This is a genomic window from Streptomyces sp. NPDC091376 (assembly GCF_044757085.1).
Lineage (GTDB): Bacteria > Actinomycetota > Actinomycetes > Streptomycetales > Streptomycetaceae > Streptomyces > Streptomyces pratisoli.
Genome location: NZ_JBIVUF010000006.1, coordinates 190118 through 215043, shown reverse-complemented (window position 1 = coordinate 215043; position 24926 = coordinate 190118). Strand labels below are relative to the sequence as shown.

Genomic DNA, 24926 nt, shown 5'->3' with positions numbered 1-24926 from the left:
CCGCTGTGTCCGTCCGTCGCCGGCCAGCCGACTCCGGCGCGACGCTCGCCTGTTTCAGTAAACGCACCAATGTGTCGCATCAAGCGTTTCCGTCGCGTATCGTCGGAGAGTGACGACGAATTCCGGGAAGCGGCAGGTCAGGCATCTGCACGCCGATACCGCGACAGTCCGCCCCGGCGGCCGGACGGCCCGCGTCGGCCAGGCCGTCATCGACGCGACCATCGCCGAACTGGGCGAGGTCGGCTATGCGGCGCTGCGGATTGACTCGGTGGCCGAGCGCGCGGGCGTGAACAAGACGACGATCTACCGGCGATGGGGCGACAAGGCCGGCCTCGTGGCCACGGCGTTCATCGAGCGGCAGAGCGAGAGCGCACCGCCGCCGGACACCGGCGACCTGCGCGAGGACCTGCTGTTGCACCTCGGGGAGATCCGCGAGGTGCTGTACACGCCGTGGATCACCGCGCTCGTCCAGGAGGTCGGACCGCGCACCTCCGAGAAGAACGACGTCCGCGAGGTGCTCGACAGGATCTGGCCGGAGCGCTTCCGTCTCTCCCGTACGATCTTCGTCCGCGCCGTGGAGCGAGGAGACCTGCCGGCCGACGCCGATCCGGACTTCCTCCTGGAAGCACTCGCCGGCCCGCTGTACTTCCGCTGGCTCATGCTCGGCCGCCCGCTCGGCGACGACTTCCTGGAGAAGACGGCCGATCTCGTACTCCATGGCGCCCGTCCGGATTCCGGCGAAGCGGCTTCGTAGCGACTCGGCGTTCCAGCTTGCCGGGAGCCTTCGGCGTCCAGGGCGATGAGCGCGACGGCGCCTATGCGACGCGGGCAGGGACGGGCTGGAGGCGGTAGGTGGTGCGGTGGCTGCGGACGAAGCCCGCCGTGGGCGGGGGGAAGTGGCTGCCGAGCAGCAGGGTGTCGGTGTCGGCGAGGGCGGCGAGGAGGTCGCGACGGGTCGCCTCGGCCTGCGCGGGGTCGATGTCGACGTGGCTGTGGATGTCGGGTTCGGCGAGCTGGACGGGGTGGTGGATGCAGTCGCCGGTGATCAGGGCCGTACTGTCCTGACTGCTCAGCCGGACGGCGACCTGGCCGGGGGTGTGACCGGGCGTGGGGACCAGGGTGATGCCGGGAGCGATGTCCAGACCGCCGGCGGGAACGTCGACGAGATCGAGCAGGCCGTGGTCGTCGACGGGGTGGACGGAGTCACGGAACATCTGCTTGCGCGCCTCCTCCATGTCCACCGACGACCAGTAGTCCCATTCGGCGCGGCTCACGATGTAGCGGGCGTTGGGGAAGGTGGGGACCCATGTGCCCTCGTGGGAGCGGGTGTTCCAGCCGACGTGGTCGGTGTGCAGGTGGGTGAGGACGACCAGGTCGATCGTCTCGGGGGAGAAGCCGGCCTGCTCCAGGCGTTCCAGGTAGTCGGTGCGGAGCCGGTTCCAGGCGGGATTGGCGCGGTCCTTGCCGTTGCCGATGCCCGTGTCGACGAGGATCCGCAGTCCGCCCGCCTCCAGTGCGAAGGTGTGGCTCGCCAGACGCAGGACCCGGTCGGCACTGGCGAAGTCGGGCTGCAGCCAAGGGGAGCCGGCGACGACGTCGGGCGTTGCTCCCGGCAGGAGCCAGGGACCGGTCTGCGGCGGCAGCTCCACCTCGTCGATGCGGCGGACGACGATCTCGCCCACGGTCCAGGCGGGCGTCTCGGTCTGCGCCACGGGGACGGAGCCAGTGGTCAGGGCGGGTGCGGGCTTCTGCGTCGTCATGGGATCTCTTTCTGGGGTTGAGCTGTGGTGGGGGAGCGGATCGTTCGGGATGAGTCGTTCTTGGTCGGCAGCGCCGGGCGACCATCCCTCGTTAACGCTCAGATCTTGCGTTAAAGGTAGACCCATCGAGGCGTTAACGCAAAGGTTGTGCGTTAATGCCACTCGGGAGCCCTCTTCCGCGCCTTAAGGCTCAATGTTTGCGTTAGCTTCGCCGTTCGCCTACGGTGGCACTAACGCGAATATTTAGCTCTTGGATGGTGTCCCTCGGCGTCGTGGTGACCCGGACGCGCCACCACCCCGGAAACCGAAAGGACCTCGCCCATGTCTGTTCCTCCGCTGTCTCCCGAAGGGGCCGCCGAGTCGGCGCTGCGCGCCGGCCTGAGCCTGGGAAGTGACCGGCACGCCGCGGTGGCCGGGACGGCGCACCACATCCTCACCGTCATCAGCCGCCTGCGGGAGTTGGACCTCGCGGAGACACCGCCGGCCCCCGCTTACCGCGCCCAGGGCCGGTGATCGCGATGAACGCCTACGAGTTGTCCCTGACCCAGGCGTCCGCCGCCATCGCCGAGGGGAGCCTGTCGCCGGTGGAACTGACCGAGTCCGTCCTGGCGCGCCTCGACGCGGTCGACGCGCACGTCAACGCATATGTCACCGTGGCCGCCGAGGCGGCGCGGTCCCAGGCCGCCGAAGCCGCACGGGAGATCGCGGCAGGCCGTCGTCGCGGCCCGCTGCACGGCGTGCCCATGGCGCTGAAGGACCTCATCGACACCGCGGGCATGGCCACCACCTCCAGCTCCGCCGTCCGTGCCGACCGCGTGCCCACCGCGGACAGCGCAGTGGCCGCGCGACTGAAGGAGGCCGGCGCCGTCCTCGTCGGCAAGGCCCACACCCATGAGTTCGCCTACGGCCTCACCACCCCCCAGACCCGCAACCCCTGGCGTCTGGACCACGTGCCCGGCGGTTCCAGCGGCGGCTCGGCAGCCGCGGTGGCGGCGGGTGCGGCGACGTACGCCCTGGGCACCGACACCGGCGGCTCCATCCGGGTCCCCGCCGCGCTGACCGGCGTCGTCGGGCTCAAGCCCACCTACGGCCTGGTGCCCCGTCACGGGGTCGCCTCGCTGTCCTGGTCGCTGGACCACGTCGGTCCCATCACGCGGACCGTCAAGGACGCCGGTCTCGTGCTGGACGCCCTCATCGGCCACCACCCGGGCGACCCCGCCAGCCTCGACCACCCCGACGAGCCGCAGGTCTTCCGTCCGGGCGCGGGCCTGGAGGGTGTGCGTGTCGGCGTACCCGTCAACTACTACTTCGACCATGTGGACCCGCAGGTGGAAGCCGCGGTTCGTGGGGCCCTGGAGACTCTGGTGGACCTCGGCGCGCGTCTGGTGGACGTGGAGATCCCGATGAGCGAGTACATCCAGGCCACCCAATGGGGGCTGATGGTCCCGGAGGCGACCGCCTACCACGAGCAGCACCTGCACACCACGCCCGAGCTGTACGGCCCTGACGTGCGGGTCCTGCTCGAAGCGGGCGCCCTGGTCCCGGCCACCGACTATCTGCGTGCCCAGCGCACCCGCACCCTCATGCGCGACGAGTGGAGCCGCCTCCTGGACGAGGTCGACGTCATCGCCGCCCCCACGGTCCCGGCCACCGCGGCCAAGGCCGGCCAGGAGACCTTCGAGTGGGCGGACGGAACCGTCGAAACCGTTTCCGACGCCTATGTGCGTCTTGCCGCTCCCGCCAACATCACCGGGCTGCCCGCCCTGTCCCTGCCTGCCGGCTTCGACTCGGCAGGTCTGCCGATCGGCCTGCAGCTGATGGGCCGCCCGCTGGGCGAGGCCACCGTGCTGCACGTCGCCGATGCCTACGAGCAGGTCCGCGGCCCGGCTCTCCTCGCCGATCACCTGCCCGTCTGACATGGGACGTGGCCGGACGGCCCCGGACGAGAGGGCACCGCCGCATCACGGACGGGGCATCCTCACCAGCTTGAAGCGAATGTTTAGCGTTAAGGTAGTGGCTATGAGTTCACAGCCCAGACCTCGCCCAGGAGGGCGTAGCGCCCGCGTCCAGCAGTCGGTCCACCAGGCCGTACGCGACCTGGAGACCGAAGTCGGCCGTGCCGCGCTGACGGTTCCGCTCGTCGCCAAGCGGGCCGGGGTCACCCCCTCCACGATCTATCGCCGGTGGGGCGACATGCAGGAACTCCTCTCCGATGTCGCGGTCGAGCGGCTCCGCCCGGAGACGACCCCGGCCGACCTCGGTGACCTGCGTGCCGATCTGGAGGCCTGGGCCGTGCAGTTCCTCGAGGAGATGTCCTCGACTGCCGGCCGCGCCTACATCCGCGACGCGCTCGCCGGTGACCCGGACGGCAGCAACGCCGGCCAGTGCTCCGCCTACGCCTTCGAGCAGGTCGAGGTCGTGCTCGCCCGCGCCGGCGAACGTGACGAGCAGGTCCCTGCCGTCGATGTGGTCATCGACCACGTGGTGGCGCCGATGATGTACCGCATTCTCTTCCGTCCCGGCCTGCTCGACGCCGACTACGCCCGCGCTCTGGTGGACACGGCCCTGACCCGTCTGCTGTCGCGCGCCGACTGATCTGTCCCCGCGCCCGGCCCCACGGGGCGCAGCGCGCCCTTGTGGGTGCGCGTCGCCTCCACCGTCCTTACGCCGGTGCTGCCGCAGCACGATAAGTGGTTGCCGACGCAGTGTCCGATCGCGGACGATCTCGTACCGTGACGAACAACGTCGGGCAAGGACAGTCCGATCACGGTCGGCCGCCTCGCTGCGCCCGCCCGCTCGCTCTGGTCACCGGAGTCGGGCGCACCGTCGGCATCGGCGCGGGCATCGCCCGCCGGCTCGCGGCGTCGGGCTGGGACATCGCCTTCACGTACTGGAGTCCCTACGACGAGCGCATGGCCTGGGGCGCTGAGCCCGGCGCAACCGCGTCGGTGACCGATGCCCTCGCCGAGCACGGTGCCGCCTCCACGGCTGTCGAGGCGGACCTTGCCGACCCGGACACTCCGGCCCGCGTCTTCGACGAGGTCGAACACGGCCTGGGCAGCGTCACCGCCCTGGTGATGTGCCACTGCGAATCGGTCGAATCCGGCCTGCTCGACACGACCGTCGAAAGCTTTGACCTGCACTTCGCGGTCAACGCCCGCGCCACCTGGCTGCTGATCCGCGAGTACGCCCGGCGGTTCGCGGCCGCGCCGGGCAGCGGCCGGATCATCAGCCTCACCAGTGACCACACCGTCGGCAATCTCCCGTACGGCGCGAGCAAGGGCGCTCTGGACCGCATCACCCTGGCCGCGGCGCACGAACTCGCTCATCTGGGCATCACCGCCAACGTCATCAACCCGGGGCCGGTGGACACCGGATGGATGACCGACGACGTGCGCGAACACGCACGCAGCAGGACGCCGCTCAGCCGCGTCGGCACCCCGCAGGACACCGCACACCTCGTGGACTTCCTCTGCTCACCACAGGGCGGGTGGATCAACGGCCAGCTGCTGATGAGCAACGGTGGCTTCGCCTAGCGATGTCGTGCCGCGCGTCGACCGCCTGTTCGGGCGTGGGACCGAAAACCATTGGCGGTCTTGGGCTCACGCGGCCGACCATGGCGCGCATGAGTGACCAACCCGCGCGCTGGACCCGGGCGACCGTCTACCCCGACATGTGGACCGACCCGGACGAGGACCCCCGTAACAACGAGGCAGCCAGTCCGGACGGTGAGCTTGCGACGCTGCAGGACTTCCTGACGAACTACCGCATCACTCTGCGGATGAAGTGCGAGGGCCTGGACGCGGAGCAACTGGCCCGCCGGTCGGTTCCGCCGTCGACCATGTCCCTGCTCGGGCTCCTCCGGCACCTCGTCGAGGTGGAACGGGACTGGCGCAACTGGATCAGCGACGATGATCCGCTGCCCAAGGTGTACGGACAGCGTGACGCGGACTTCGACGGAGCGGTCGCCGACCAGGCCGAGGTCGACGCCGCGTACGCCGCTCTGGAGCGTGAACAGGCCGCGACGGACGCCGCGTTGGCCGAGTACACGGACCTGGGCGAGCGGGTGGGGAAGGAAGGGATCGCCGTCCGGGAGCTGATGGTGCACAGGATCGAGGAGTACGCCCGTCACTGCGGGCACGCCGACCTGTTGCGCGAGTGCGTCGACGGAAGGGTCGGCCAGTAGCCGGACCGGGGAGTCGGCCCCGCCCGTCGGTCCTGGGTTGCCGGACCGACGGGCGGCACGCGTGGCGTGCGGGGCGGCATCCTCGTGCCGTGACGGGACGAGTACGGCTTCCACGGCATGCACGGCATGCACGGCCCGCGTGTGGCGTCAGGCGAGCCAGACGTTGTCGAGGGTCCAGTACCAGTTGTTGTTGCCGGCGTAGCGGAAGCGCACCTGGACATCGGTCGCGCCCGCGGGTACCTGCAGCGTGATGTTCTGCCACTGGGCGACGGTGTCGGCGGTGAAGCTCTTCACGACGGTGGAGGCCCCGCCGTTGTACGACACGAGGACCTGCGCGGTCTGGCCCGACTCGTGGTGGTAGTGGGTGTGGAACCGCAGCGATCGCGAAGTCCCTCCGGTGACCGGCCACTTCGGTGTGACGAGTGTCGAGTCGTAGCTGCCCGTGAAGGACTTGTCGGACCATTCGTCGGAGTCCGCGACGGCGAACACGTCACGGTTGCGGACATTCAGCTCACGCCATTGGTCGCGCTGCGACTGGGACCAGAACTCGTCGGTGGCGAACGCCCAGCCGCGCCACTCGGTGACGCCGCCGGTGCCCATCCTGGAGTTGTCGACCGACCAGCCGCTCGGGGGTGTGTGCGTGAAGCCCCTGACGGACGACGGGATGCCGCTCTCGTCCACCCGGGTCTGCAGCGACGAGCGGAGCCCGTCGAACGCGTCGTTGTCCGGCGAGTCGAGCGGGGAGCCGTCGATGCCGCCGGTGGTGACTCCGACATGCTTCAGAGCGGTCGCGGCGACGTCGACGAGACGCACGTCGTGGCGGACGGAACCGGCCGCAATGCCCGGACCCTTGGCGATGACGAAGGTGCCGCGCTCCTTGATCGAGGAGCCGCCATGACCGCCCGCGTCGGTGTGGCCGTGGTCGGTGGTGACGAGGATCTTCCAGTTCTCCTGCGCGTAGGTGGCTCGCGAGGTGACCGCGGTCAGTACCTGCCCGACGAGCGCGTCGACGCGCTTGATGGTGGCGAGATACTGCTGGCTGGCGGCACCGTGGTTGTGCCCGGCGATGTCGATCTCGCCGAAGTAGACGTAACTGGCGTCCGGGTTGCCGTTCCTCAGCTCGTTCGCGGCCGCCGCGGCGATCTTCGGGTCCTCGACGTCGTAACCGTTGGCATCGCCCTTGAGGCTGAGCCGCTTGTCGACGACGGACCCGAAGATCGGACCGTTCTGGTCGGTGGAGGTGATGGGCTCCCAGTCGGCGGCCGCGTAGGTGTTCAGGGAGGGGTTCGCGTTCTCCATCCGGGTGAGGAAGTCCGGGTACGTACCGAACTGCTTCCCGGAGAAGGAGTTGTTCTTCACGCCGTGCTTGTCGGGCCAGACTCCCGTGGCGATCGTCGACCAGCCCGGGCCCGACGAGGTGTCGGCCATCGGCCGGGAGTAGAGCGTGCTCTCGGCGGTCATGCCCTCGGCCATCAGCCGCTTGAGGTTGGGCGCGTCGGCCGCCTTCACCCGGTCGAGGTTGGTGCCGTCGAGCCCGATGACCAGAACCTTGTCGGTGCTTGCGGCTGCCGCGGCCGTCGCCCGCGGCGCGTCGATCTGTACCGTGCCGACGAGCAGGGCGGCAGCGGCGGCGACAACGGCGTAGGAACGCCTGCCTCTCCCGGGTATGACAGTGCGCACGTTGACCCTCCGGTTGGGGTGGGAACGGGAACAGGATCCAAACCCTCGCCGACTCCATCGGTCTGAAGCGGACCCATGGATACTGGCATCAGCCATCGACGCCCTCCAGACCTTGCTCCGGCCGGATTGACGAGAGATGGCCAACTGGCGGCGTCCGACGGACGTCCGTGAGTCGATGACTGCCGGTGCGAACAGCCCATCGCCGAGGACCGAGCACGCGTCGGACATCCCGTCCGCGTCAACTCGTCGGATCAACTCGCCGGATCAGGTCGCCGCGTCAACTCACCGGGTCAGGTCGCCGGTTCTGCCCCGGCACCACCATCACCTCGGTGCCGCCCGCCCGTACGGCCCGCACCTGCTCAACCGCCAGTCCGTCGTCGACGATCAGCAGATCGAAGTCGGTCAGCGGAGCGAGTGCGTAGAGACCGCCCTTGGTGAACTTGGTGTGGTCGGCGACCAGTACCCGGCGGTCGGCGCTCTCGATCATGGCTCGCTTGACCTGCACGGTCTCCGGCGAGGTGTGGTAGCAGCGGCCGTTGGTGACTGCCGTGGTGGACATGAACAGCACATCGGCGCGAAAGGCCCGTACCGCGTCCGCGGTGTGCGGGCCCATGAAGGCGTCATACGCCGGGAAGTACGCACCGCCCGGCGTGATCAGCGCGATGGCGGGCTCCTTGGCGAGGGTGGTGAGGGCCGGCAGCGAGTTGGTGATCACCGTGAGCGGCGCGTGCTCGGCGAGCTGGTGTGCCAGCAGCAGACAGGTCGTGCTGTCGTCGAGCAGCACCGTCTGCCCGGGAACCAACAGCGTGGCGGCGGCGCGCGCGAGCTGCTGCTTGGTCTGCGCCATGGTGGCCATCCGCTCCGCGACGCTGCCGTGGAACTGCGCCGACGGCAGCCCCGTCGCACCACCGCGCACCTTGCGCAGCCACCCCTGCGTCTGAAGGGCGTCGAGATCGCGGTGGGCGGTCATCAGACTGATGCCGAACTCGTCGGCGAGGTCCGCGGTGCGCACGAACCCGCGGGCGATGACGGCGTCCCGCATGCGGCGCCGCCGTTCCTCCTGCGCCTCGACCCGGTCCATCGCTACCCGCTCCCTCCGACCCGCTGTCCGGGCGGTCCCGGCCGCCGGGTGGCGCGCCCGTGCAGTCCGCAGTCCATGTGTCTGTGGATCACACCGTACGGGCTCCGTCGCGTGAACTCGCCGCGTTATGTTCCCACGGATTTCACATGGCTCGCGCGGCGGCAAGGAGGTCCGCACGCGGGCTCCGGTACGACGCAACATGGCAGGTCGCGGCCTCGATGCGAAGATTCCGGCGGCCATTGACGCCCGTTTCCACCCGGCGGTTCCATCGCTGCGTCCACCCTTCTGCCCCGCCGCCGCAGAAAGGGAGATTCGATGAAGAATCCTCCTCCGCGTTCACTGATCACACGCCTGGGCATCCCGCCGACCCTCGCCTGGGGATACCTCGGACTCCTCCTCTTCATGATCGGAGACGGGGTCGAGACCGGCTATCTCTCGCCCTACCTCCTCGACCGGGGCCTCTCCGAATCCCGGGTCGCCCTGCTGTTCACCGTCTACGGAGTCGCCGCCGCCGTCGCCGCCTGGCTCTCCGGAGCGCTGTCCGACCTGTGGGGGCCGCGCCGCGTCATGTGGGCCGGGCTGGGTGTCTGGGGCGCCTTCCAACTGCTCTTCCTCACCGCCGCCATCCCGCTGACCAGCTATCCGCTGATGATGCTCGCGTACGGGCTGCGCGGCCTGGGCTATCCGCTGTTCGCCTACGGGTTCCTCGTCTGGATCGCCGGCGTGGCACCCCGCGCCCGGCTCGGTACGGCCATGGGCTGGTTCTGGTTCGCCTTCACCGGTGGCCTGCCCACGCTCGGCTCGCTGGTCGCCGGCGGGCTCATCCCGCACATCGGCGCCTACGCCACCCTGTGGGCCGCGCTGATGCTCGTGGCCGCGGGCGGGCTGATCGCCCTGCTGCTGGTCGGTGACGACCGGGGGGTTCGGCGCGCCCACGGCGAGGGGGAGGGGCCGGTGGCCACCCTGCTCGGCAGCATCACGATCCTGTGGCGCAACCCCCGGGTCGGGGTCGGCTCGGTCGTACGGGTGATCAACACGGCCTCGCAGTTCGGCTTCTTCGTCATCCTGCCGATCCACTTCACCAGAACGGTCGGCTTCAGCCTCACCCAGTGGCTGCACCTGCTCAGCGCGATGTTCGCGACCAACATCTTCGCCAACCTGCTGTTCGGCGTGGTCGGCGACCGGTTCGGCTGGCGCCGCACCATCGCCTGGTTCGGCGGCGCCGGCTGCGCGCTCAGCACACTGCTGCTCTTCTACGTCCCGGACGCGGTGGGCGCGAACTTCCCGCTCGCCCTCCTGGTCGCCGCGTTCTACGGCGCTACGCTGGCAGGTTATGTACCGCTATCGGCGCTGGTGCCCACCCTGGAGCCGAAGCACCAGGGCCAGGCCCTGGCCGCCCTCAACCTGGGCGCGGGCGCCAGCACCTTCGTCGGCCCCGCCGTCGTCGCCGTCTTCGTCGGACCGCTCGGCGTCGAAGGCGTGGTCTGGATCTTCGCGGGGATGTATGTGCTGAGTTGTCTGCTCGCCCACTTCCTGAAGCTGCCGGCCGCGCCCGGTACGGCGGAAGGCGACGGCGCCGGCGCCCGGCACGGCGACGCCCCGGACGGCACCGCGCCCACCACCGCCCCGGCCGGCGTGAGAGGACCACACTGATGTCCGTACTGACCATCGACGTCGGCACCACGGTGATCAAGTCCGTCGTCTTCGACGACCGCGGCACCGAGATCGCCGTCGCCCGCCGGGGCACCGAGGTCCTGCGCCCGCACCCCGGCTGGGCGGAACAGGACATGGACGACGTCTGGAACGCCGTCGTCCACACCGTCCGTACGGTCCTCGACGGACTGACCGACCCGGTACGGCTGGTGTCCTTCACCGCGCAGGGCGACGGCGCCTGGCTCGTCGACGACCACGGCCGCCCCACCGGGCCCGCCATCCTGTGGTCCGACGGCCGCGCCGGGGACCTGCTCACCGACTGGCAGCGCGACGGCGTCCTGGAGGCGGCCTTCCGCCGCAACGGCTCCCTGACCTGCGCCGGGATGCCCAACGCCATCTTCAGCTGGCTCGCCGCTCACGACCCGGACCGGCTGGCCCGCTCCGCCACCTCGCTGACCGCCGCCGGCTGGCTCTTCCTGCGCCTCACCGGCGTCCGGGCCAGCGACGAGTCCGACGCCTCCGCCCCGTTCCTCGACCACACCACCGGCGACTACGACCCCGGCATCATCGAACTGTTCGGCCTCGGCGCCTACGAACGCCTGCTGCCCACCGTCCTCGGCGAGTCCCAGCGAATCGCCGAGATCACCACCGGGGCCGCGGGTGAACTGGGCCTTCCGGCGGGCCTGCCGGTGGTGATGTCCCCGTACGACATCGCCGCCACCGCCCGAGGCGTCGGCGTCGTCAACCCCGGCCAGGCGTGCAGCATCCTGGGCACCACGCTGTGCACCGAGATCGTCCGCACCGGGATCGACACCAGCGGCGAGCCGTCCGGCATCCACATCGCCTACCGGGGCCGTGAAAGGGTGCTGCGGGCCTTCCCCACGCTCAACGGCGCCGAGGTGCTCGGCTGGGCGGCCCGCCTGCTGCATCTGCCCGGACCGCCGGAGCTGGCGCAGCTGGCCTTCGAGTCGGAGCCCGGCGCCCATGGACTGATGTTCCTGCCGTACCTCTCCCCGGCCGGCGAGCGCGCCCCCTTCCTCGATCCCGGCGCCCGAGGCTCCTTCTGGGGACTGTCCCTGGAGCACACGCCCGCCGACCTGGCGCGTGCCGTCTTCGACGGGCTCTCGCTGGTCCTGCGGGACTCGCTGGCCGCCGCCCGCACGGACGTCAGCGAGCTGCGCCTGTGCGGCGGCGGCGCCAACAGCGACGCCTGGTGCGCGCTGATCGCCGATGCCACCGGGGTGCCCACCGCCCGCTCGGGTGACACCGAACTCGGCGCCAAGGGGGCTTTCCTCACCGGCCTGGTCCGCACCGGCGCCGAGACCAGCATGCACAGCGCCGCCGCCAAGTACGTCCGGATGCAGCGCGGTTGGGAGCCCGAACCGGAGCGGGCGGAGTTCTACGCCGCGCAGTACGAGGACTTCCTCGGCCGGCGGGCGCTCGCCCGGGAGGCGGGCTGGCGCGGCGGCGCCGTCTGGCAGGGGAGCGCCGACCGCCCCGCCGAAGCTCCCGGACGGCCGACCGAAGCCACCGAACCGGCCGCCACCACCCATGGAGAACCCCGTGTCTGACCCGCGCCGCACGGACGCCGCCCCCGCCCTCGACGGCATCTGGCTCGGGCTCGACCTCGGCACCCAGAGCGCGCGCTGTGTCGCCGTCGACGGCACGGGGCAGGTCCTGGCCACCGCCGCCCGTCCACTGACCGGCCGGCGCGACGGCAACCGCCACGAGCAGGATCCCGAGGAGTGGTGGCGCGCGCTCGCCGCCGCCTGCCGACAGGCCCTCGACGGAATCGACGCGCGACGCGTCCGCGGCCTGGCGATCGACGGCACCTCCGGCACGATCCTGCTCGCCGACGACCGGGGTACCCCGCGCACTCCCGGCCTGATGTACGACGACGGGCGCGCCGCCGCACAGGCCGCCGCGGTCAACGCCGCCGGTCAGAAGGTCTGGCAGGAACTGGGCTACCGCACCATGCAGCCGTCGTGGGCGCTGCCCAAGCTCGTCTCGCTCCTGGAGGACGACCCCGCGCTCCGCACCGGCTCCCGGCTCCTGCACCAAGTCGACGTGATCACCTGGCGGTTGGCCGGCAGGCAGCTCGCGAGCGATGCCAGCCACGCCCTCAAGACCGGCTACCACCTCGTCGAGGAGCGCTGGCCGCACCAGGTGATGGAAGAACTCGGCGTCCCCGAGGGCCTCCTGCCCGACGTCGTGCGCCCCGGCAGCACGCTCGGCACCGTCTGCGCCGCGGCCGCCGACGCCACCGGCATCCCCGAAGGGACCACCATCGTCGCGGGGATGACCGACGGCTGCGCCGCTCAGATCGGCGCGGGAGCGCTCGCACCCGGCGCCTGGAACTCGGTGCTCGGCACCACCCTCGTCCTCAAGGGCAGCAGCCCGCACCTGGTCCGCGACCCGGCGGGCGTCGTCTACTGCCACCGCGGACCCGGCGGGACCTGGCTGCCGGGCGGCGCCTCCAGCAGCGGCGCGGGCGTTCTCTCCCAGCGCTTCCCCGGAGCCGACCTGGACGCGCTCACCGCACAGGCCGCCGCCCTGGACCCGGACGCGGTCGCCTATCCCCTCGTCGCCGGCGGCGGCGAACGCTTTCCCTTCCGCGCCCCCGGAGCCGAACCCTTCCTCCTCGGCCACGCCCCCACCCGGGCCGCCGAGTTCCATGCCGTGCTCCTCGGCGTCGCCTGCCTGGAACGGCTCTGCTTCGACTACCTCGACCACCTCGGCGCACCCGTCGACGGACCACTCACCCTCACCGGCGGCGGCGCCCGCAACGCGTACTGGTGTCAGCTGCGCGCCGATGTCCTCGGCCGCCCCGTACGGCTGCCGCAGCATGCCGAGGGCGCCGTCGGCATGGCCGTCCTCGCCGCCACCTCCTCCGGCGCCGGTCTGCAGCAGGCGGCCGCCGCCATGGTCCGTACCGCCCGGGAGATCAACCCGAGGCCGGCGCGTACCGCGCGTCACCTCCCGGCACACCTCCGCTTCATCGACGAACTCACCCGCCGTGGCTGGCTCGACCGGACCGTGGCCGACCACGCCCGCAGGAGGGCAGCACCGTGACCGACTTCATCCTCGTACGCCACGGCGAGACCGTCTGGCACGCGGAGAACCGCTACGCCGGGCGCACCGACGTGCCGCTGACCGACCTCGGCCGCGAGCAGGCCGCCGCCCTCGCCGGCTGGGCCGCCACCGCCGCACTGACCGGCATCTGGAGCTCCCCGCTCTCCCGTGCCCGGCTCACCGCCGGCCCCGCCGCCGCGGCGTGCGGCCTCACCGCGGGCGTCGACGAGCGCCTCTACGAACTCGACTTCGGCCAGGGCGAGGGCCTGACCAGGGACGAGATGCACCGGCGCTTCCCGGAGCAACTGGCCGCCTTCCTCGCCGACCCGGTGGCGCACCATCTGCCCGGCGGCGAGCATCCGCGCCACGCCGCCGAGCGCGCCGCCGACTGCCTCGCCGACCTCGCCCGCGCACAGCCGCGCGGCCGGATCCTGCTCGTCGCACACTCCACGCTCGTCCGCGTGCTGCTGTGCCACCTGCTGGGCATCCCGCTCGCCGACTACCGCCGCGTCTTCCCCCGGCTGGACAACGGCGCACGCACCGAGATCCGTCTCGAGAACGGGCAGACCGCGCTGCTCAGCTTCAACGCCCCGACCCCGGCCCTGACAACCGCCCTCCACTGACCGCACCCGCCCCGCATCCGTCCGGCGTCGTTGCGTATCCGTCCCGCATCCGCCTCGCACTCGCCCGGCGTCGTCTCTCACCCGTCCCGCATCCGTCCTCGCCCCTCAGGAGCTGCCCTTCATGAGCACCACCGTCCTCGTCGCCGGCAACCACTTCATCCGCCCGGACCTCTTCACCCGGGCCGTGCGAACGGCGGCGGGGGACACCCCGCTGGACGTACGAGAGATCCGGTTCGACTGGCCGCACACCCCGCTCGGGCCGGTCGCCGAAGTCATCGAGGCCTCCGGCAGTGAGGACGAGATGATCGAGGCACTCCGGGGAGCCGAGATCTGTGTCACCGAACACGGCCCGCTCACCGAGCGGATCCTCGCCCACTGCCCCGATCTGAAGCTTTTCTGCACCAGCCGCGGCGGCCCGGTCAACGCCAACGTCGAAGCCGCCACCCGGCACGGCGTCGCGGTCTGCTACGCCCCCGGACGCAACGCCACCGCCACCGCGGAACACACGCTCACCCTGCTGCTCGCCGCCGCCCGCGGTGTCGGAGACGCCCACACCGACCTGCGCCGGGGCGTCTGGCGCGGTGACTACTACGACTACGACAACTGCGGCATCGAGATCGACGGCGCCACCGTCGGACTGATCGGCTTCGGCGCCATCGGCAGCCGGGTCGCCAGGATCCTGGCGGCGATGGGCGCCCACGTCCTCGTCCACGACCCCTACGTCCGCCCCGAGGCGCTGGCCGGCCTCGCCGAACAGGTCTCCCTCGACGAACTGCTCACCCGCTCCCGCATCGTCTCCCTGCACGCCCGGGTCACCGAGGAGACCACGGGCATGATCGGAAGCCGGCAGCTCGCGAGGATGCCCCGCGGCTCGGTCCTGGTCAACTGCGCTCGCGGCGCGCTCCTCGACTACGACGCGGTCTGCGACGCGCTGGACTCCGGGCAGCTGTCGGGCGCCGGCTTCGACGTCTTCCCCGAAGAGCCGCTGCCCGCCACCTCCAGGCTGCTGACCGCCCCCGGTGCCGTCCTCACCCCGCACATCGCGGGAGGCAGTCAGGAAGTGGCACACAAGGCCGCGCGGATCGTCGCCGCCGACGTCGGCCGCTATCTGCGCGGCGAGCCGTTGGTCCACTGCGCCAACCCCGAGGTGCTGCGGGCGGGCTGAGGAGGCCTGACGGCAACGCGCCGGAGCAGCAGTGCGCACCCGGCGGGAAAAGAATCCTCCGTGCCGTGTCGAGAAACCGTCATCCGCTCCGACGTCCCCTGTGAGAGTTGCCCGCATGGGGCGGCCCCGCACCGAGGGAGCGAAACGATGAAGTATCTGGTGATGGTCCAGGCGAGCCAGGCCGACTACGAGGCCATGCGCGGCAAGGGATCCGAGCACAGTCCCGCATGGAGCGAGAAGGACATGCAGGCCATGTTCTCCTTCATGGAGGCCGTCAACAACGACCTTGCCGAGTCCGGGGAGCTCGTGGACGGGCAAGGCCTGGTCGAGCCCGCGCAGACCCGGTTCGTGAGCGCGGGCGAGGACGGCCGGCCGGTGATCTCGGACGGTCCGTACGGCGAGACGAAGGAACTCCTGTGCGGATACTGGGTGCTGGACTGCGAGAGCCTCGAACGGGTCACGGAGATCGCGGCGCGCATCGTGCGGTGCCCCCAGCCCGAGGGTGTTCCCGACTACCCCGTGGTCATCCGCGCGATCGACGAGGGCGGAGACGACGTGCGCCGGTGACCAGTGACGCGCACGAACGACATCGAGGCCTGCCGCGTCCGTAACCGCCGCGGCAGGCCCTCGATGTGCTCGTACGTCTCGCCGCCCACGGAGGGCCTGTCCGTCCGCAGTGGACGCACAGGAGACAAGGCCACAAAAGACAAAGGCAAGGAGGTCACCCACTCCTTGCCACTCTCAAGGTATAGCCCACCGGGGGCCTTGCGGCAAGGCCCGGGTCGTGATGCAGAATCTCCGACCGAAGCCAGAACCTGCCGGAATCAGAGCTTCGCGAAGTACGTACGCTTCTGGTGGCGTACGGGTCGCGCGGGAGCAGCCGGCTGAACGCACCTTTGCCGAATCGGGGGTTCTCATGATCGACGTGATCGTTGCCGGCGGCGGACCGACCGGCTTGATGCTGGCCGCCGAGTTGCGACTGCACGGCGTCCACGTGCTCGTGCTGGAGAAGGAGACGGAGCCGACCCCGTACGTCCGCGCGCTCGGCCTGCACGTGCGCAGCATCGAGGTGATGGACCAGCGCGGACTGCTGGAACGGTTCCTCGCGCTCGGCACGAAGCACCCGGCGGGTGGCTTCTTCGCCGGGATCGGCAAGCCGTCGCCCGAGCGACTGGACACCGCGCACGGTTATGTTCTCGGCATCCCGCAGCCCCTCATCGACCGTCTGCTGGCCGAGCGTGCCACCGAGCTCGGCGCCGGGATCCGGCGCGGCGGCGAACTGGTCGGGCTGAGCCAGGACGACGCCGGCGTCACCGTCGAACTCGCCGACGGCACACAGGTGCGCTCGCGCTACCTCGTCGGATGTGACGGCGGCCGCAGCACGGTGCGCAAACTGCTCGGCGTCGGCTTCCCCGGCGAGCCCACCCGCGTCGAGACGCTGCTGGGCGAGATGGAGGTGGCCGCGCCGCAGGAGACGGTGGCCACCGTGGTGGCCGAAGTCCGCAGAACCCACTTGCGGTTCGGCGTGGGGCCGCTCGGCGACGGGCGGTACCGCGTCGTCGTGCCCGCCCGGGGAGTGACCGAGGACCGCGCGGCCCCGCCGACTCTCGAGGAGCTCAAGCAGCAGCTCCGGGCTTTCGCCGGTACCGACTTCGGCGTGCACTCACCGCGCTGGCTGTCCCGGTTCGGCGACGCGACACGGCTGGCCGAGCGCTACCGGGTCGGCCGGGTGCTGCTGGCCGGCGACGCGGCGCACATCCACCCACCGGTCGGCGGGCAGGGCCTCAACCTCGGCATCCAGGACGCGTTCAACCTCGGCTGGAAACTGGCCGCCGAGGTCGACGGCCGGGCGCCGGAGGGACTGCTGGACAGCTACCACACCGAACGGCACCCGGTGGCGGCGGACGTGCTGACCAACACCCGCGCGCAGATGGAGCTGATGTCCACCGAACCGGGGCCCCGGGCGGTGCGTGGGCTGCTGTCGGAGCTGATGGACTTCGAGGACGTGAACCGGTACCTGGTCGAGAAGATCACCGCGATCGGAGTCCGCTACGACTTCGGCGAAGGACACGATCTGCTCGGCCGGCGGATGCGGGACGTGGGGCTGAAGCGGGGTCGCCTCTACGAGCTGACGCACAGCGGCCGCGGACTGCTGCTCGACCAGACCGGCCGGCTCTCGGTCGAGGGCTGGTCGGACCGGGTCGATCACGTCGTCGACGTCAGCGAGGAACTGGACGTGCCCGCCGTGCTGCTGCGCCCGGACGGCCACGTGGCATGGGTCGGTGAGGACCAGCAGGACCTGAACGGCCGACTGCCCAAGTGGTTCGGCGCTGCTGCCGACTGAGCGCGCGGTCGCGGCTCGCGCGGGGCGGGCCACCGTGCATGCCTTGGATCGAACTTGTCGTTCGGCAAGGACGCCTGCAGGGTGACCCGCCCCTCCCTTCCCACCGGCACGTCCGACGTCTTCGTCCTGGGCCGCTCAGTCGTCGAGGAGATCGGCGAGATGTGCGCCGAGTCGGTTCTCCAGGTCCCCTTCCTGTTGCATCCCGCGCTTGAACAGGGCTGCGACCCGCTGTTGGGTTTCGGGCCAGGCGAGGGCGGCCCCGAAGGCGTCGCGGCCGTCGAGGAGACTGTCCACGGACGGCAGCGAGACCCGGTTGACGAGGTTCTTCGCCGTCTCGATCGGGCGTCGGTCGAACGAGGCGATGCGCCGCGCGAGGGTGTCGACGAACCCGTCCAGCTCGCCGTCCGGAAGGGACCGGTTGACGTAGCCGTAGCGTTCGGCGGTGTCGCCGTCGAAGTCGTCGGCGCCGAGGATGATCTCCAGCGCGCGTCCTCGTCCGGTCAGCAGCGGAAGGCGCTCCGTCCCACCGCCCCCGGGGATGACCCCTGCCCCCACCTCGGGCTGGCCGAGGACGGCGTTCTCGCGGGAGGCGAAGCGCATGTCGCAGGCGAGGACGAACTCGCTGCCCACGCCGCGGACGCGACCGCGGATCTTCGCGATGCTCACCACGGGGGACGTCGTGAGGCGGACGAAGGTGTCCGTGGGGACGGACAGGCCGGAACGGCCGGCGGTCGCGGCGATGTGGGCCGACTTGCCGGTCATGTCGAAGTGGGCGAGATAGAAGTCGGCGTCGGCGCTTTCGAATACGACGACGCGGAGTTCCGGGCTGGTGTCCATCCGTGCCAGCAGGTTCTGCAGGCCCTCGAACACGGTGTGGTCGACGACGTTGAGGGGTGGGTTGTCGAAGAGGACCCGCCAGTACGCGGGTGACTCCTCGATGATGCGCAAAGGTGCCGCAGTCTCGGTCATGCCATTCATGCTAGATCCTGAATTTAGTATTGCAAGTCAGCTGTGGGTGACCTGCCCCACGTCCCTGATCGCTGGTTGCGCGGTCCCGGGCCGGTCGATCGCGGATGGGCCCCGGTGACCGGCGTGGGTGTTCGCGGGCAGGTGTTCAGAGCTTGGGGGTGAGGTGCTGTTCGGCCCAGACGAGTTTGCCGTCCGGTGTGTGGCGGGTTCCCCATCTGCGGGTCAGTTGGGAGACGAGGTGGAGGCCGCGGCCGTTCTCGTCGGTGGTGTGGGGGTGGCGCAGACGGGGATGGCTGTTGCTGGTGTCCGTGACCTCGCAGGTCAGTGCCTCGTGGCGGATGATCCGCAGGCCGATGGTGCCGCTGCTGTGGCGGATGGCGTTGGTGACCAGTTCGCTGACGACGAGTTCGGTGGAGTCGGCCAGGTGGTCCAGTCCCCATCGGCGCAGTTGGCGGGTGGTCAGGGTCCGGGCGTGGCCGACGAGGGCCGGATCGGCGGGGAGTTGCCAGGAGGCGGTCTGCTCGGGGCCGAGTGCGTGTGTGCGGGCGAGGAGCAGGGTGACGTCGTCGCTGGGTGCCTCGCACGACAGCGTGTCGACGGCGGATGAGCAGAGGCTCTCCAACGGCTGGTCGGGCTCGGCCAGGGTGGTCGCAAGGCGGTCCATGCCCGTGTCGACGTCCTGTCCGCGGGCCTCGATGAGGCCGTCGGTGTAGAGGGCGAGGACGCTGTGCTCGGGCAGTTCCAGGGTGACGGACTCGAAGGGGACGAGGCCCACGCCCAGTGGGGCTCCGGTCGGCAGGTCGGGGAACGTGACATGACCGTGCGGGTCGATGACCGCCGGCGGCGGGTGGCCGGCCCGGGCGACGGTGCACTGCCGGGTGACGGGGTCGTACACGGCGTACAGGCAGGTGGCAGCCATGGTCGCGGTGTCCGGGGCGTGGGGGTCGGTGTCGGCCGCGGCGAGGCGGAGGACCTGCTCGTCGAGGCGGGCGAGCAGCTCGTCGGGCGGCATGTCCATAGCGGCCAGGGTGCGTACGGCGGTGCGGAGTTGGCCCATGGTGGCGGCGGCGTTGATGCCGTGGCCGACCACATCGCCGACGACCAGGGCGACGCGTGCGCCGGACAGGGGAATCACGTCGAACCAGTCCCCGCCGACACCGTGGTGGCTGTCGGCGGGCAGGTAGCGCCAGGCGACGTCGGCCGCGGTCCCGCCGGTCACGTGGTGCGGGAGCAGATGGCGTTGCAGGGCCAGGGCCGCGGAGCGTTCGCGCGCGTACTGGCGGGCGTTGTCCAGGGACAGCGCGGCCCAGCCGACCAGTTCCTCGGCCAGCAGCAGATCGTCCTCCTCGAACGGCACACGATCCGCGGTCCGCACGAACACGGCCACGCCCAGCACGGCGCCCCGCGCATGGATCGGAACGATCATCAAGGAGTGCATCGTGTGATCGTGGATCGCCGCCCGTACCGCGTCGTGGTGGTCCAGCCACGTTCCGGGGGAGGTGTCCAGCACGGGCTCGAAGTGGGACTGTCCGGAGAGCAGGACGCCGGTGAAGGGTGATGCCGGCGGGACCAGCACCGGCTCTCCCCGCGCGCACAGGGACTCCGGGGCTCCCTCGTTGACCGAGGCGAGGCCCGCGCGCCGGAAGGCCGGGACACGGCGGCCCTCAGGACCCGTCCGTGCCTGGGGCTCCTCACCGAGCAGGACGGACTCGGCGAGGTCGACGGTGGCGTAGTCGGCGAGGAGAGGCACGGTGAGGTCGGCCAGTTCCTGCCCGGTCTGCATGGCGTCGAGGGTGGTGCCGATCCGCTTCCCGGCCTCGCCGAGGATCGCCAGTCGCTCCCGCGCCCGCCTGCTGTCGCTGACATCCACGCTCACGGCACACACGCCGAGCGCATGACCCTCACCGTCGTCGATGCGGAAGACGGAGGCCGCCAGCGCGGGCTCACGGTGCGCGTGCATCGGCAGGAAGGCACGGTATTCCCTGTTGATCGCCGGCATACCGCTCTCCAGCACCTGGCGCATCACCGACTCGATCGATTCGGCCTCCTCGCCGGGCGCTGCCTGCGTCAACGTGCGCCCCAGCCGCCGCTGCAGAGGGATGCCGTCCTTGAGGCCCTGGGTGTCGTTGACCCAGGTGCAACGCAGCTCGGTGTCCCGTATCACCACACCGACCGGCAGACGGCTCGGAAGATGCAGCGCGCCCGTCAGTGACTCCATGCCGGATCCGTCCGCGACCCACGACGGAGGCGTCTCCTTGTCGGTGGCCGCCACGAGCCACTGCGCCCGACTGTCCTGGCCGGTCAGCGGCTGCACGCACAGGCGTACGTCGATCCTGCGACCGTCGCGGTGGCGGACCCCTGTCAGCCCGGTCCAGCGGGACGGGGCACTGTCCGAGCCGGCGAGCGCCGACGCCTTCGCCCGGTCGTCGCTGCCCGCCAGCAAGTCGGTACCGGAACGGCCCACCACGTCCGCGGCCGAGTGGCCGACGAGCTGCTGGGCGGCCTGCGTCCATCCGACCACTGTTCCCCGCGCGTCCAGCAGGGCGATCGCCGCGCCGAAGCTCTGGAAGGCGGTCTGGGCCGCGGCGATGGCCATTGGCGCGGAGGTTCCCATGGATCGTCCTCTCTGTGTCCTGCGGGGGTGGGATGCGAGGTCCTGCGGTGGGTTGGGATGCGCCGGGAAGTGGGCCGTGCGCGTGAGCGCCGTTCACCGGCCGTCGCGGTGCTGCCGGCCCGGGGGACGCCGACTCGAGAGGCCGGACCCGGAGGGCGGACCCGGAGGGCGGACCCGGAGGCCGAACCGGTGGGGCGGCCCACAGTCCGGTGATGAGGGCTCGCTGCGTCATTGCCGGTAGCAGGAAGCGGGGCTCCTCCGGTCGGGTTTCGACGGGAGCGGGGCGTCAGGCGACGGGTGGCGCGCTCACCGGCTGTGACAGTGCGGCCTTGACGCGCCGGGTCTCCTCGTCGACGAGGACTTCGAACCGGTCGCCGGCCAGGGCTTGCATGGTCAGCTCGGCCACGGTGGCGGGGCTGACCTTCGGCGCGTCGGTCCAGGCGCTGAGATCCGTCTCCACGAAGCCGGCGTGCACCCCGACGACGAGGGTTCCCTGTGCGTACAGGGCCCGTCGCAGCGCGTCCGTCAGTGACCACTGCGCGGCCTTGGAGGCCGCGTATCCGGCGAACTGCGCCTGGCTGGCCCAGGAGGCCAGCGAGAGCATGTTGACCAGCGCTCCGCCGCCGTTGCGGGCCAGGGCCGGGGCGAAGGCCCGTGAGACGGCCCAGGTGCCGAAGTAGTTGACCTCCATGGCCTGGCGCGCACCGTCGAACGAGCCTTCCAGGAGCTTGGTGCCCGCGCCGCCGATCCCGGCGTTGTTGATCACGATGGAGACGTCGTCGGCGACGGCGGCGGCCGCGGCGACGCTCTCCGGGTCGGTGACGTCCAGACGCAGCGGGACCAGATCGGGATCCGTCACGTTGGCCGGGTCGCGGGTGGCGGCGTAGACCTTGGCCGCGCCGTGGTCGATCAGTGAGCGGGCGAATGCGTGGCCGATGCCGCGATTGGCGCCCGTGACCAGGGCGACTGATCCTTTGATCTCCATCGTGCCTTCTTTCTTCTTGGCGAGCGGCCCGCCATGTCCAGGCGGGCCGCTCGGTGGTTGGTGGTCGGTGGTTGTCGGTCGGCCGACGAGGCCGGCTGAAGCCAGGGGGCCCGGCTGTGACGGCCTTGACGGCTGCCGGCGCACGGTCCGGCGTGGCTGGAGGGGGGCGTCATCCGCCCCGTGTCTCCGGGCGGTTCACGTGGAGTGCGCCACCCATGCCTCCAGATTAACGTCTGGATTTAGAAATGCAAGGCAGGGGGTGAGTGGATATGAGGTGGCAATGCGTGACATGCGGTCACTCGGGGCTGCGTAGAGGTCTGGTTCGCGGCCTGAATTGCAAGAGGAAACCCAGGGTGTAGACTGTCTGCTGCACGATGCGACAGCCGGGCGAACGCGGGACCGGCACCACGTAGGAGGTGGACAGTGCCAACCGGACGGCAGTGGTCAGGCCCCACGAACGACGAGCCGGCCTGCTCCATCGAGCGCAGCCTGCAGATTCTCGGCGAGCGCTGGTCCCTTCTGGTACTCCGCGAGGTCTTCGCCGGCAGGCACAAGTTCGCCGACATCCAGTCGTCCCTGGGCATCGCGTCGAACCTGCTCAGCGCCAGGCTCAAGCTGCTTGTCGAGACCGGCGTACTGAGCACGAAGACTTATCAGGAGCCGGGCAGCAGGCCGCGACAGAGCTACCACCTGACACCGGCGGGGCGTGAGCTGTGGGTGGTGCTGGCCGCGCTCCAGCAGTGGGGCGACCATCACCGCCCGCGCCCGTCGGGCCCCTCAGCGGTACGTCGGATGCGATCCACCGGTCAGCCCGTCCATGTCGGGTTCGTCGACGAAGACGGTAACGAAGTGCCCGGCACCGACGTCGTCATGGACCGAGCGGACACGGCCGCCAGAACCTGAGACTGCTGTCAGGCCCTGACACGGGACACGGCTGCCGGGGCCTTGACCGGCCCCGACCGCAGCCTGAGCCCAGCCGAATCGCCGTCCGTCCTTCCAGGCTGAAGAGCTTCGCCGGCTCCGGGCGGCCCTGGCGCTCGATGACAGCGTGGTCTGTCAGTTCACTGCCGCCGACCCGTTGGGGTGAATCGCCACCGACGGAGGCGTAGGGCATGAGCGGTCCCGAAGGCAACTGTCGTCCAAGGGGCAGTGATTGACCGTCTGACGTCAACCCTTTTCCGGCTGCACTTGGGGCTGACGGTCAGACAGTCGCTCGGGGCTGCTCGCGGAGCCTGCATGTACCGAGGTGTCCAGGGCGCCGATCCGGCCGGCGAGGGTGCGCAATGCTGTGGATGATGGTGAGCCGGGCTCGGCTGTACTCACGAACAACCACTGGTCCGGGTCGCCGGGGAATATGAGGCTCTCATAGTTCAGGGTGACTTCGCCGAGCAGGGGGTGCCGATAGTGTCTGGTGCCGTGGGCGAACTCCTCCACGTCGTGTGCCGCCCACCATCGGTGAAAGTCTTCGTCCACGGCCGAAAGCTGATCAAGTAGCTCGGTCAGTCGTGGATCGTTCGGATGCCGACCCGCATACAGGTGCAAACCTGTGACGACCATGCGGGCGGCCATGTCCCAGTCAATGAATAGTTCACGCGCCGCAGGGTCGAGAAATATGAATCGCGCCATATTGCGCTCACGGACCGGCATGATCTCAAAATCGACATATATCGCGCGAGCCATCCGGTTGAGGGCAAGGACGTCCATACGGCCATCCAAAATCATGGCAGGGGTATCCCGCAGAGCCTCAAGCAGAGCGTACGCACCCGGACGCACTCGCCGCGGGACTGCAGGCTTGCTCGCTCTGGCCACGGACTGCGGCCTGGCCAGGTTGAACAGATGCGCACGCTCGACATCATCCAGCCGCAGAGCCCGGGCTACGGCCTCCAGTACTTCTTCAGAGGCATTGGCCGCCCGGCCACGTTCCAGGCGGATGTAGTAGTCCGCGCTCAATCCGGCCAAGAGCGCAACCTCCTCACGGCGGAGTCCCGGAACACGGCGACTCGCCCCCGGCGTGACCCCGGCCTGCTCAGGAGCCACCCGCGCGCGCCGCGATCGCAGAAAATCGCTCAGCTCTTTGTTATCACCTGAACCGGACGACGTCTTGGCCATATATTGAGGATAGCCCTCGGCGCGCGCTCCCAGCAAACGTACAGAGCAATAATGCGGTCACATGAGCCAGTCGCTGTCTGCGAAAAAGGGGACTTCCGGAAACAGTCACCCTGTAAAAGCGAACTGGAGTCGTCCCGATTGCTTTCCCGCAGCGAGTGACGTCGAGTAAACAGACTCTTCCCGAATATGGCCATGGTGATTAGGAGCGGATTCGGGATCACCGTATGCGTTGTTACGAAAAGTGGGCCGTCGAGGACGTTTCGGGGAAGCAGGCGCGAGGGTGCGTGCAGCGTCACGGGCGGTCCGGCAGCCGCTGCCGCGTGCTGCCCACCCCGGCCACGCCCGTTGGGCACGCAGATCATCTCCGGTTAGGGCCCAAGTGGCGGGCGTGCATGACCTCGCCGACGGCGGGGCCAGCGGTGGAGCCGAATGCCGCGCTGTCGTCCAGAGGTCGGCCCGTGGCCGCGTCGACGACCTTTCGCCGGTCGCCTCGACGAGGTTCAAGGTGCGTTATCCCGAAGCCTGCATCGGCGGTGACTCAGCGACAGGGAAAGGGGGCCTGCCAGTCCCTGGACCAGTAGGCCATGGTCGAGGCAGGCCTGCTTGACCGGCCCTAGGTGCCTTTCCGGCTGGTTCTCTGGATTACAGGTCAGCGACAAGCCCACAGGACACGCAGACCTCTCCG

At 70.3% G+C, this 24926-nt stretch carries 21 protein-coding genes; 14 read left to right on the top strand and 7 right to left on the bottom strand.

Annotation, left to right across the window (positions count from 1 at the left end; all coding sequences use genetic code 11):
- Positions 1 to 109 precede the first annotated feature (109 nt).
- Positions 110 to 754 carry a TetR/AcrR family transcriptional regulator gene (locus tag ACIQMR_RS15300; protein WP_401386290.1) on the top strand — a complete coding sequence of 215 codons (645 nt, stop codon included), beginning with the start codon at positions 110 to 112 and terminating at the stop codon, positions 752 to 754.
- Between the two features lie 61 nt (positions 755 to 815).
- Here ACIQMR_RS15300 and ACIQMR_RS15295 read toward each other — a convergent pair whose 3' ends face one another.
- Positions 816 to 1760 (bottom strand): MBL fold metallo-hydrolase, encoded by a 945-nt coding sequence (locus tag ACIQMR_RS15295; protein ID WP_401386287.1) that lies wholly within the window; start codon positions 1758 to 1760, stop codon positions 816 to 818.
- A 321-nt stretch (positions 1761 to 2081) separates the two neighbouring features.
- On the opposite strand from ACIQMR_RS15295, the gene ACIQMR_RS15290 reads away from it, so the two are divergent.
- From ACIQMR_RS15290 to ACIQMR_RS15270, 5 genes are all read left to right on the top strand, one after another.
- The gene (locus ACIQMR_RS15290) at positions 2082 to 2273 is read left to right on the top strand and encodes a hypothetical protein (RefSeq protein ID WP_401386284.1); all 192 of its coding nucleotides are present in this window, start codon (positions 2082 to 2084) and stop codon (positions 2271 to 2273) included.
- A 5-nt stretch (positions 2274 to 2278) separates the two neighbouring features.
- The gene (locus ACIQMR_RS15285; RefSeq protein ID WP_401386281.1) at positions 2279 to 3676 is read left to right on the top strand and encodes an amidase; all 1398 of its coding nucleotides are present in this window, start codon (positions 2279 to 2281) and stop codon (positions 3674 to 3676) included.
- A gap of 103 nt (positions 3677 to 3779) precedes the next feature.
- Positions 3780 to 4355, top strand: coding sequence for a TetR/AcrR family transcriptional regulator (locus ACIQMR_RS15280; RefSeq protein ID WP_401386279.1), 576 nt, complete (start codon positions 3780 to 3782; stop codon positions 4353 to 4355).
- Positions 4356 to 4492: 137 nt separating this feature from the next.
- Positions 4493 to 5296, top strand: coding sequence for an SDR family oxidoreductase (locus ACIQMR_RS15275; RefSeq protein ID WP_401386276.1), 804 nt, complete (start codon positions 4493 to 4495; stop codon positions 5294 to 5296).
- Between the two features lie 80 nt (positions 5297 to 5376).
- The gene (locus ACIQMR_RS15270; RefSeq protein WP_401386273.1) at positions 5377 to 5946 is read left to right on the top strand and encodes a DinB family protein; all 570 of its coding nucleotides are present in this window, start codon (positions 5377 to 5379) and stop codon (positions 5944 to 5946) included.
- A gap of 147 nt (positions 5947 to 6093) precedes the next feature.
- On the opposite strand, the gene ACIQMR_RS15265 is transcribed toward ACIQMR_RS15270, so the two are convergent.
- On the bottom strand, positions 6094 to 7626 hold the full coding sequence (locus tag ACIQMR_RS15265) for an alkaline phosphatase family protein (protein ID WP_401386271.1): 1533 nt from the start codon (positions 7624 to 7626) through the stop codon (positions 6094 to 6096).
- 277 nt (positions 7627 to 7903) lie between these two features.
- Positions 7904 to 8707, bottom strand: a complete 804-nt coding sequence (locus ACIQMR_RS15260; RefSeq protein ID WP_401386268.1) for a DeoR/GlpR family DNA-binding transcription regulator — start codon at positions 8705 to 8707, stop codon at positions 7904 to 7906.
- A gap of 315 nt (positions 8708 to 9022) precedes the next feature.
- Here ACIQMR_RS15260 and ACIQMR_RS15255 point away from each other — a divergent pair, with 315 nt between their 5' ends.
- From ACIQMR_RS15255 to rox, 7 genes are all read left to right on the top strand, one after another.
- Positions 9023 to 10360 carry an MFS transporter gene (locus tag ACIQMR_RS15255; protein ID WP_401386265.1) on the top strand — a complete coding sequence of 446 codons (1338 nt, stop codon included), beginning with the start codon at positions 9023 to 9025 and terminating at the stop codon, positions 10358 to 10360.
- Positions 10360 to 11931, top strand: coding sequence for an FGGY family carbohydrate kinase (locus ACIQMR_RS15250; protein WP_401386262.1), 1572 nt, complete (start codon positions 10360 to 10362; stop codon positions 11929 to 11931). Before ACIQMR_RS15255 ends, ACIQMR_RS15250 begins: the two co-directional genes overlap by 1 nt.
- Positions 11912 to 13432 carry an FGGY-family carbohydrate kinase gene (locus ACIQMR_RS15245; protein ID WP_401386259.1) on the top strand — a complete coding sequence of 507 codons (1521 nt, stop codon included), beginning with the start codon at positions 11912 to 11914 and terminating at the stop codon, positions 13430 to 13432. The genes ACIQMR_RS15250 and ACIQMR_RS15245 overlap by 20 nt, the downstream gene beginning before the upstream one ends.
- Positions 13429 to 14055, top strand: coding sequence for a histidine phosphatase family protein (locus ACIQMR_RS15240; RefSeq protein WP_401386256.1), 627 nt, complete (start codon positions 13429 to 13431; stop codon positions 14053 to 14055). The genes ACIQMR_RS15245 and ACIQMR_RS15240 overlap by 4 nt, the downstream gene beginning before the upstream one ends.
- Before the next feature lie 121 nt (positions 14056 to 14176).
- A complete protein-coding gene (locus ACIQMR_RS15235) occupies positions 14177 to 15220 on the top strand; it encodes a 2-hydroxyacid dehydrogenase (RefSeq protein ID WP_401386253.1) in 1044 nt (347 codons plus the stop codon).
- Between the two features lie 147 nt (positions 15221 to 15367).
- Positions 15368 to 15787 carry a YciI family protein gene (locus ACIQMR_RS15230; RefSeq protein WP_401386250.1) on the top strand — a complete coding sequence of 140 codons (420 nt, stop codon included), beginning with the start codon at positions 15368 to 15370 and terminating at the stop codon, positions 15785 to 15787.
- A gap of 349 nt (positions 15788 to 16136) precedes the next feature.
- The gene (gene rox / locus ACIQMR_RS15225) at positions 16137 to 17564 is read left to right on the top strand and encodes a rifampin monooxygenase (protein WP_401386248.1); all 1428 of its coding nucleotides are present in this window, start codon (positions 16137 to 16139) and stop codon (positions 17562 to 17564) included.
- Positions 17565 to 17699: 135 nt separating this feature from the next.
- Here the strand turns inward: rox and ACIQMR_RS15220 are convergent, their stop codons facing one another.
- The 3 genes from ACIQMR_RS15220 to ACIQMR_RS15210 all read right to left on the bottom strand — a co-directional run bounded on the left by ACIQMR_RS15220 (position 17700) and on the right by ACIQMR_RS15210 (position 22132).
- Positions 17700 to 18533: an enoyl-CoA hydratase/isomerase family protein gene (locus ACIQMR_RS15220; protein ID WP_401386245.1), complete on the bottom strand. Its 834-nt coding sequence runs from the start codon at positions 18531 to 18533 to the stop codon at positions 17700 to 17702.
- Between the two features lie 145 nt (positions 18534 to 18678).
- On the bottom strand, positions 18679 to 21147 hold the full coding sequence (locus ACIQMR_RS15215; RefSeq protein ID WP_401386242.1) for a SpoIIE family protein phosphatase: 2469 nt from the start codon (positions 21145 to 21147) through the stop codon (positions 18679 to 18681).
- 286 nt (positions 21148 to 21433) lie between these two features.
- Positions 21434 to 22132 carry an SDR family oxidoreductase gene (locus ACIQMR_RS15210; RefSeq protein WP_401386239.1) on the bottom strand — a complete coding sequence of 233 codons (699 nt, stop codon included), beginning with the start codon at positions 22130 to 22132 and terminating at the stop codon, positions 21434 to 21436.
- 423 nt (positions 22133 to 22555) lie between these two features.
- Between ACIQMR_RS15210 and ACIQMR_RS15205 the strand changes: the two genes are divergently transcribed.
- Positions 22556 to 23035, top strand: coding sequence for a winged helix-turn-helix transcriptional regulator (locus ACIQMR_RS15205; RefSeq protein ID WP_401386236.1), 480 nt, complete (start codon positions 22556 to 22558; stop codon positions 23033 to 23035).
- Between the two features lie 264 nt (positions 23036 to 23299).
- Here ACIQMR_RS15205 and ACIQMR_RS15200 read toward each other — a convergent pair whose 3' ends face one another.
- Positions 23300 to 24241, bottom strand: coding sequence for a helix-turn-helix transcriptional regulator (locus ACIQMR_RS15200; RefSeq protein ID WP_401386233.1), 942 nt, complete (start codon positions 24239 to 24241; stop codon positions 23300 to 23302).
- Between the last annotated feature and the right edge of the window lie 685 nt (positions 24242 to 24926).

What these genes read in the sequence shown, in the direction of transcription:
- ACIQMR_RS15215 (WP_401386242.1), bottom strand. Translation starts at nt 21,147, where the DNA reads ATGGGAACCTCCGCGCCAATGGCCATCGCCGCGGCCCAGACCGCCTTC.
- ACIQMR_RS15200 (WP_401386233.1), bottom strand. Translation starts at nt 24,241, where the DNA reads ATGGCCAAGACGTCGTCCGGTTCAGGTGATAACAAAGAGCTGAGCGAT.
- rox (WP_401386248.1), top strand. Translation starts at nt 16,137, where the DNA reads ATGATCGACGTGATCGTTGCCGGCGGCGGACCGACCGGCTTGATGCTG.
- ACIQMR_RS15220 (WP_401386245.1), bottom strand. Translation starts at nt 18,533, where the DNA reads ATGACCGAGACTGCGGCACCTTTGCGCATCATCGAGGAGTCACCCGCG.
- ACIQMR_RS15210 (WP_401386239.1), bottom strand. Translation starts at nt 22,132, where the DNA reads ATGGAGATCAAAGGATCAGTCGCCCTGGTCACGGGCGCCAATCGCGGC.
- ACIQMR_RS15295 (WP_401386287.1), bottom strand. Translation starts at nt 1,760, where the DNA reads ATGACGACGCAGAAGCCCGCACCCGCCCTGACCACTGGCTCCGTCCCC.
- ACIQMR_RS15280 (WP_401386279.1), top strand. Translation starts at nt 3,780, where the DNA reads ATGAGTTCACAGCCCAGACCTCGCCCAGGAGGGCGTAGCGCCCGCGTC.
- ACIQMR_RS15255 (WP_401386265.1), top strand. Translation starts at nt 9,023, where the DNA reads ATGAAGAATCCTCCTCCGCGTTCACTGATCACACGCCTGGGCATCCCG.
- ACIQMR_RS15290 (WP_401386284.1), top strand. Translation starts at nt 2,082, where the DNA reads ATGTCTGTTCCTCCGCTGTCTCCCGAAGGGGCCGCCGAGTCGGCGCTG.
- ACIQMR_RS15235 (WP_401386253.1), top strand. Translation starts at nt 14,177, where the DNA reads ATGAGCACCACCGTCCTCGTCGCCGGCAACCACTTCATCCGCCCGGAC.
- ACIQMR_RS15245 (WP_401386259.1), top strand. Translation starts at nt 11,912, where the DNA reads ATGGAGAACCCCGTGTCTGACCCGCGCCGCACGGACGCCGCCCCCGCC.
- ACIQMR_RS15230 (WP_401386250.1), top strand. Translation starts at nt 15,368, where the DNA reads ATGAAGTATCTGGTGATGGTCCAGGCGAGCCAGGCCGACTACGAGGCC.
- ACIQMR_RS15250 (WP_401386262.1), top strand. Translation starts at nt 10,360, where the DNA reads ATGTCCGTACTGACCATCGACGTCGGCACCACGGTGATCAAGTCCGTC.
- ACIQMR_RS15260 (WP_401386268.1), bottom strand. Translation starts at nt 8,707, where the DNA reads ATGGACCGGGTCGAGGCGCAGGAGGAACGGCGGCGCCGCATGCGGGAC.
- ACIQMR_RS15285 (WP_401386281.1), top strand. Translation starts at nt 2,279, where the DNA reads ATGAACGCCTACGAGTTGTCCCTGACCCAGGCGTCCGCCGCCATCGCC.
- ACIQMR_RS15270 (WP_401386273.1), top strand. Translation starts at nt 5,377, where the DNA reads ATGGCGCGCATGAGTGACCAACCCGCGCGCTGGACCCGGGCGACCGTC.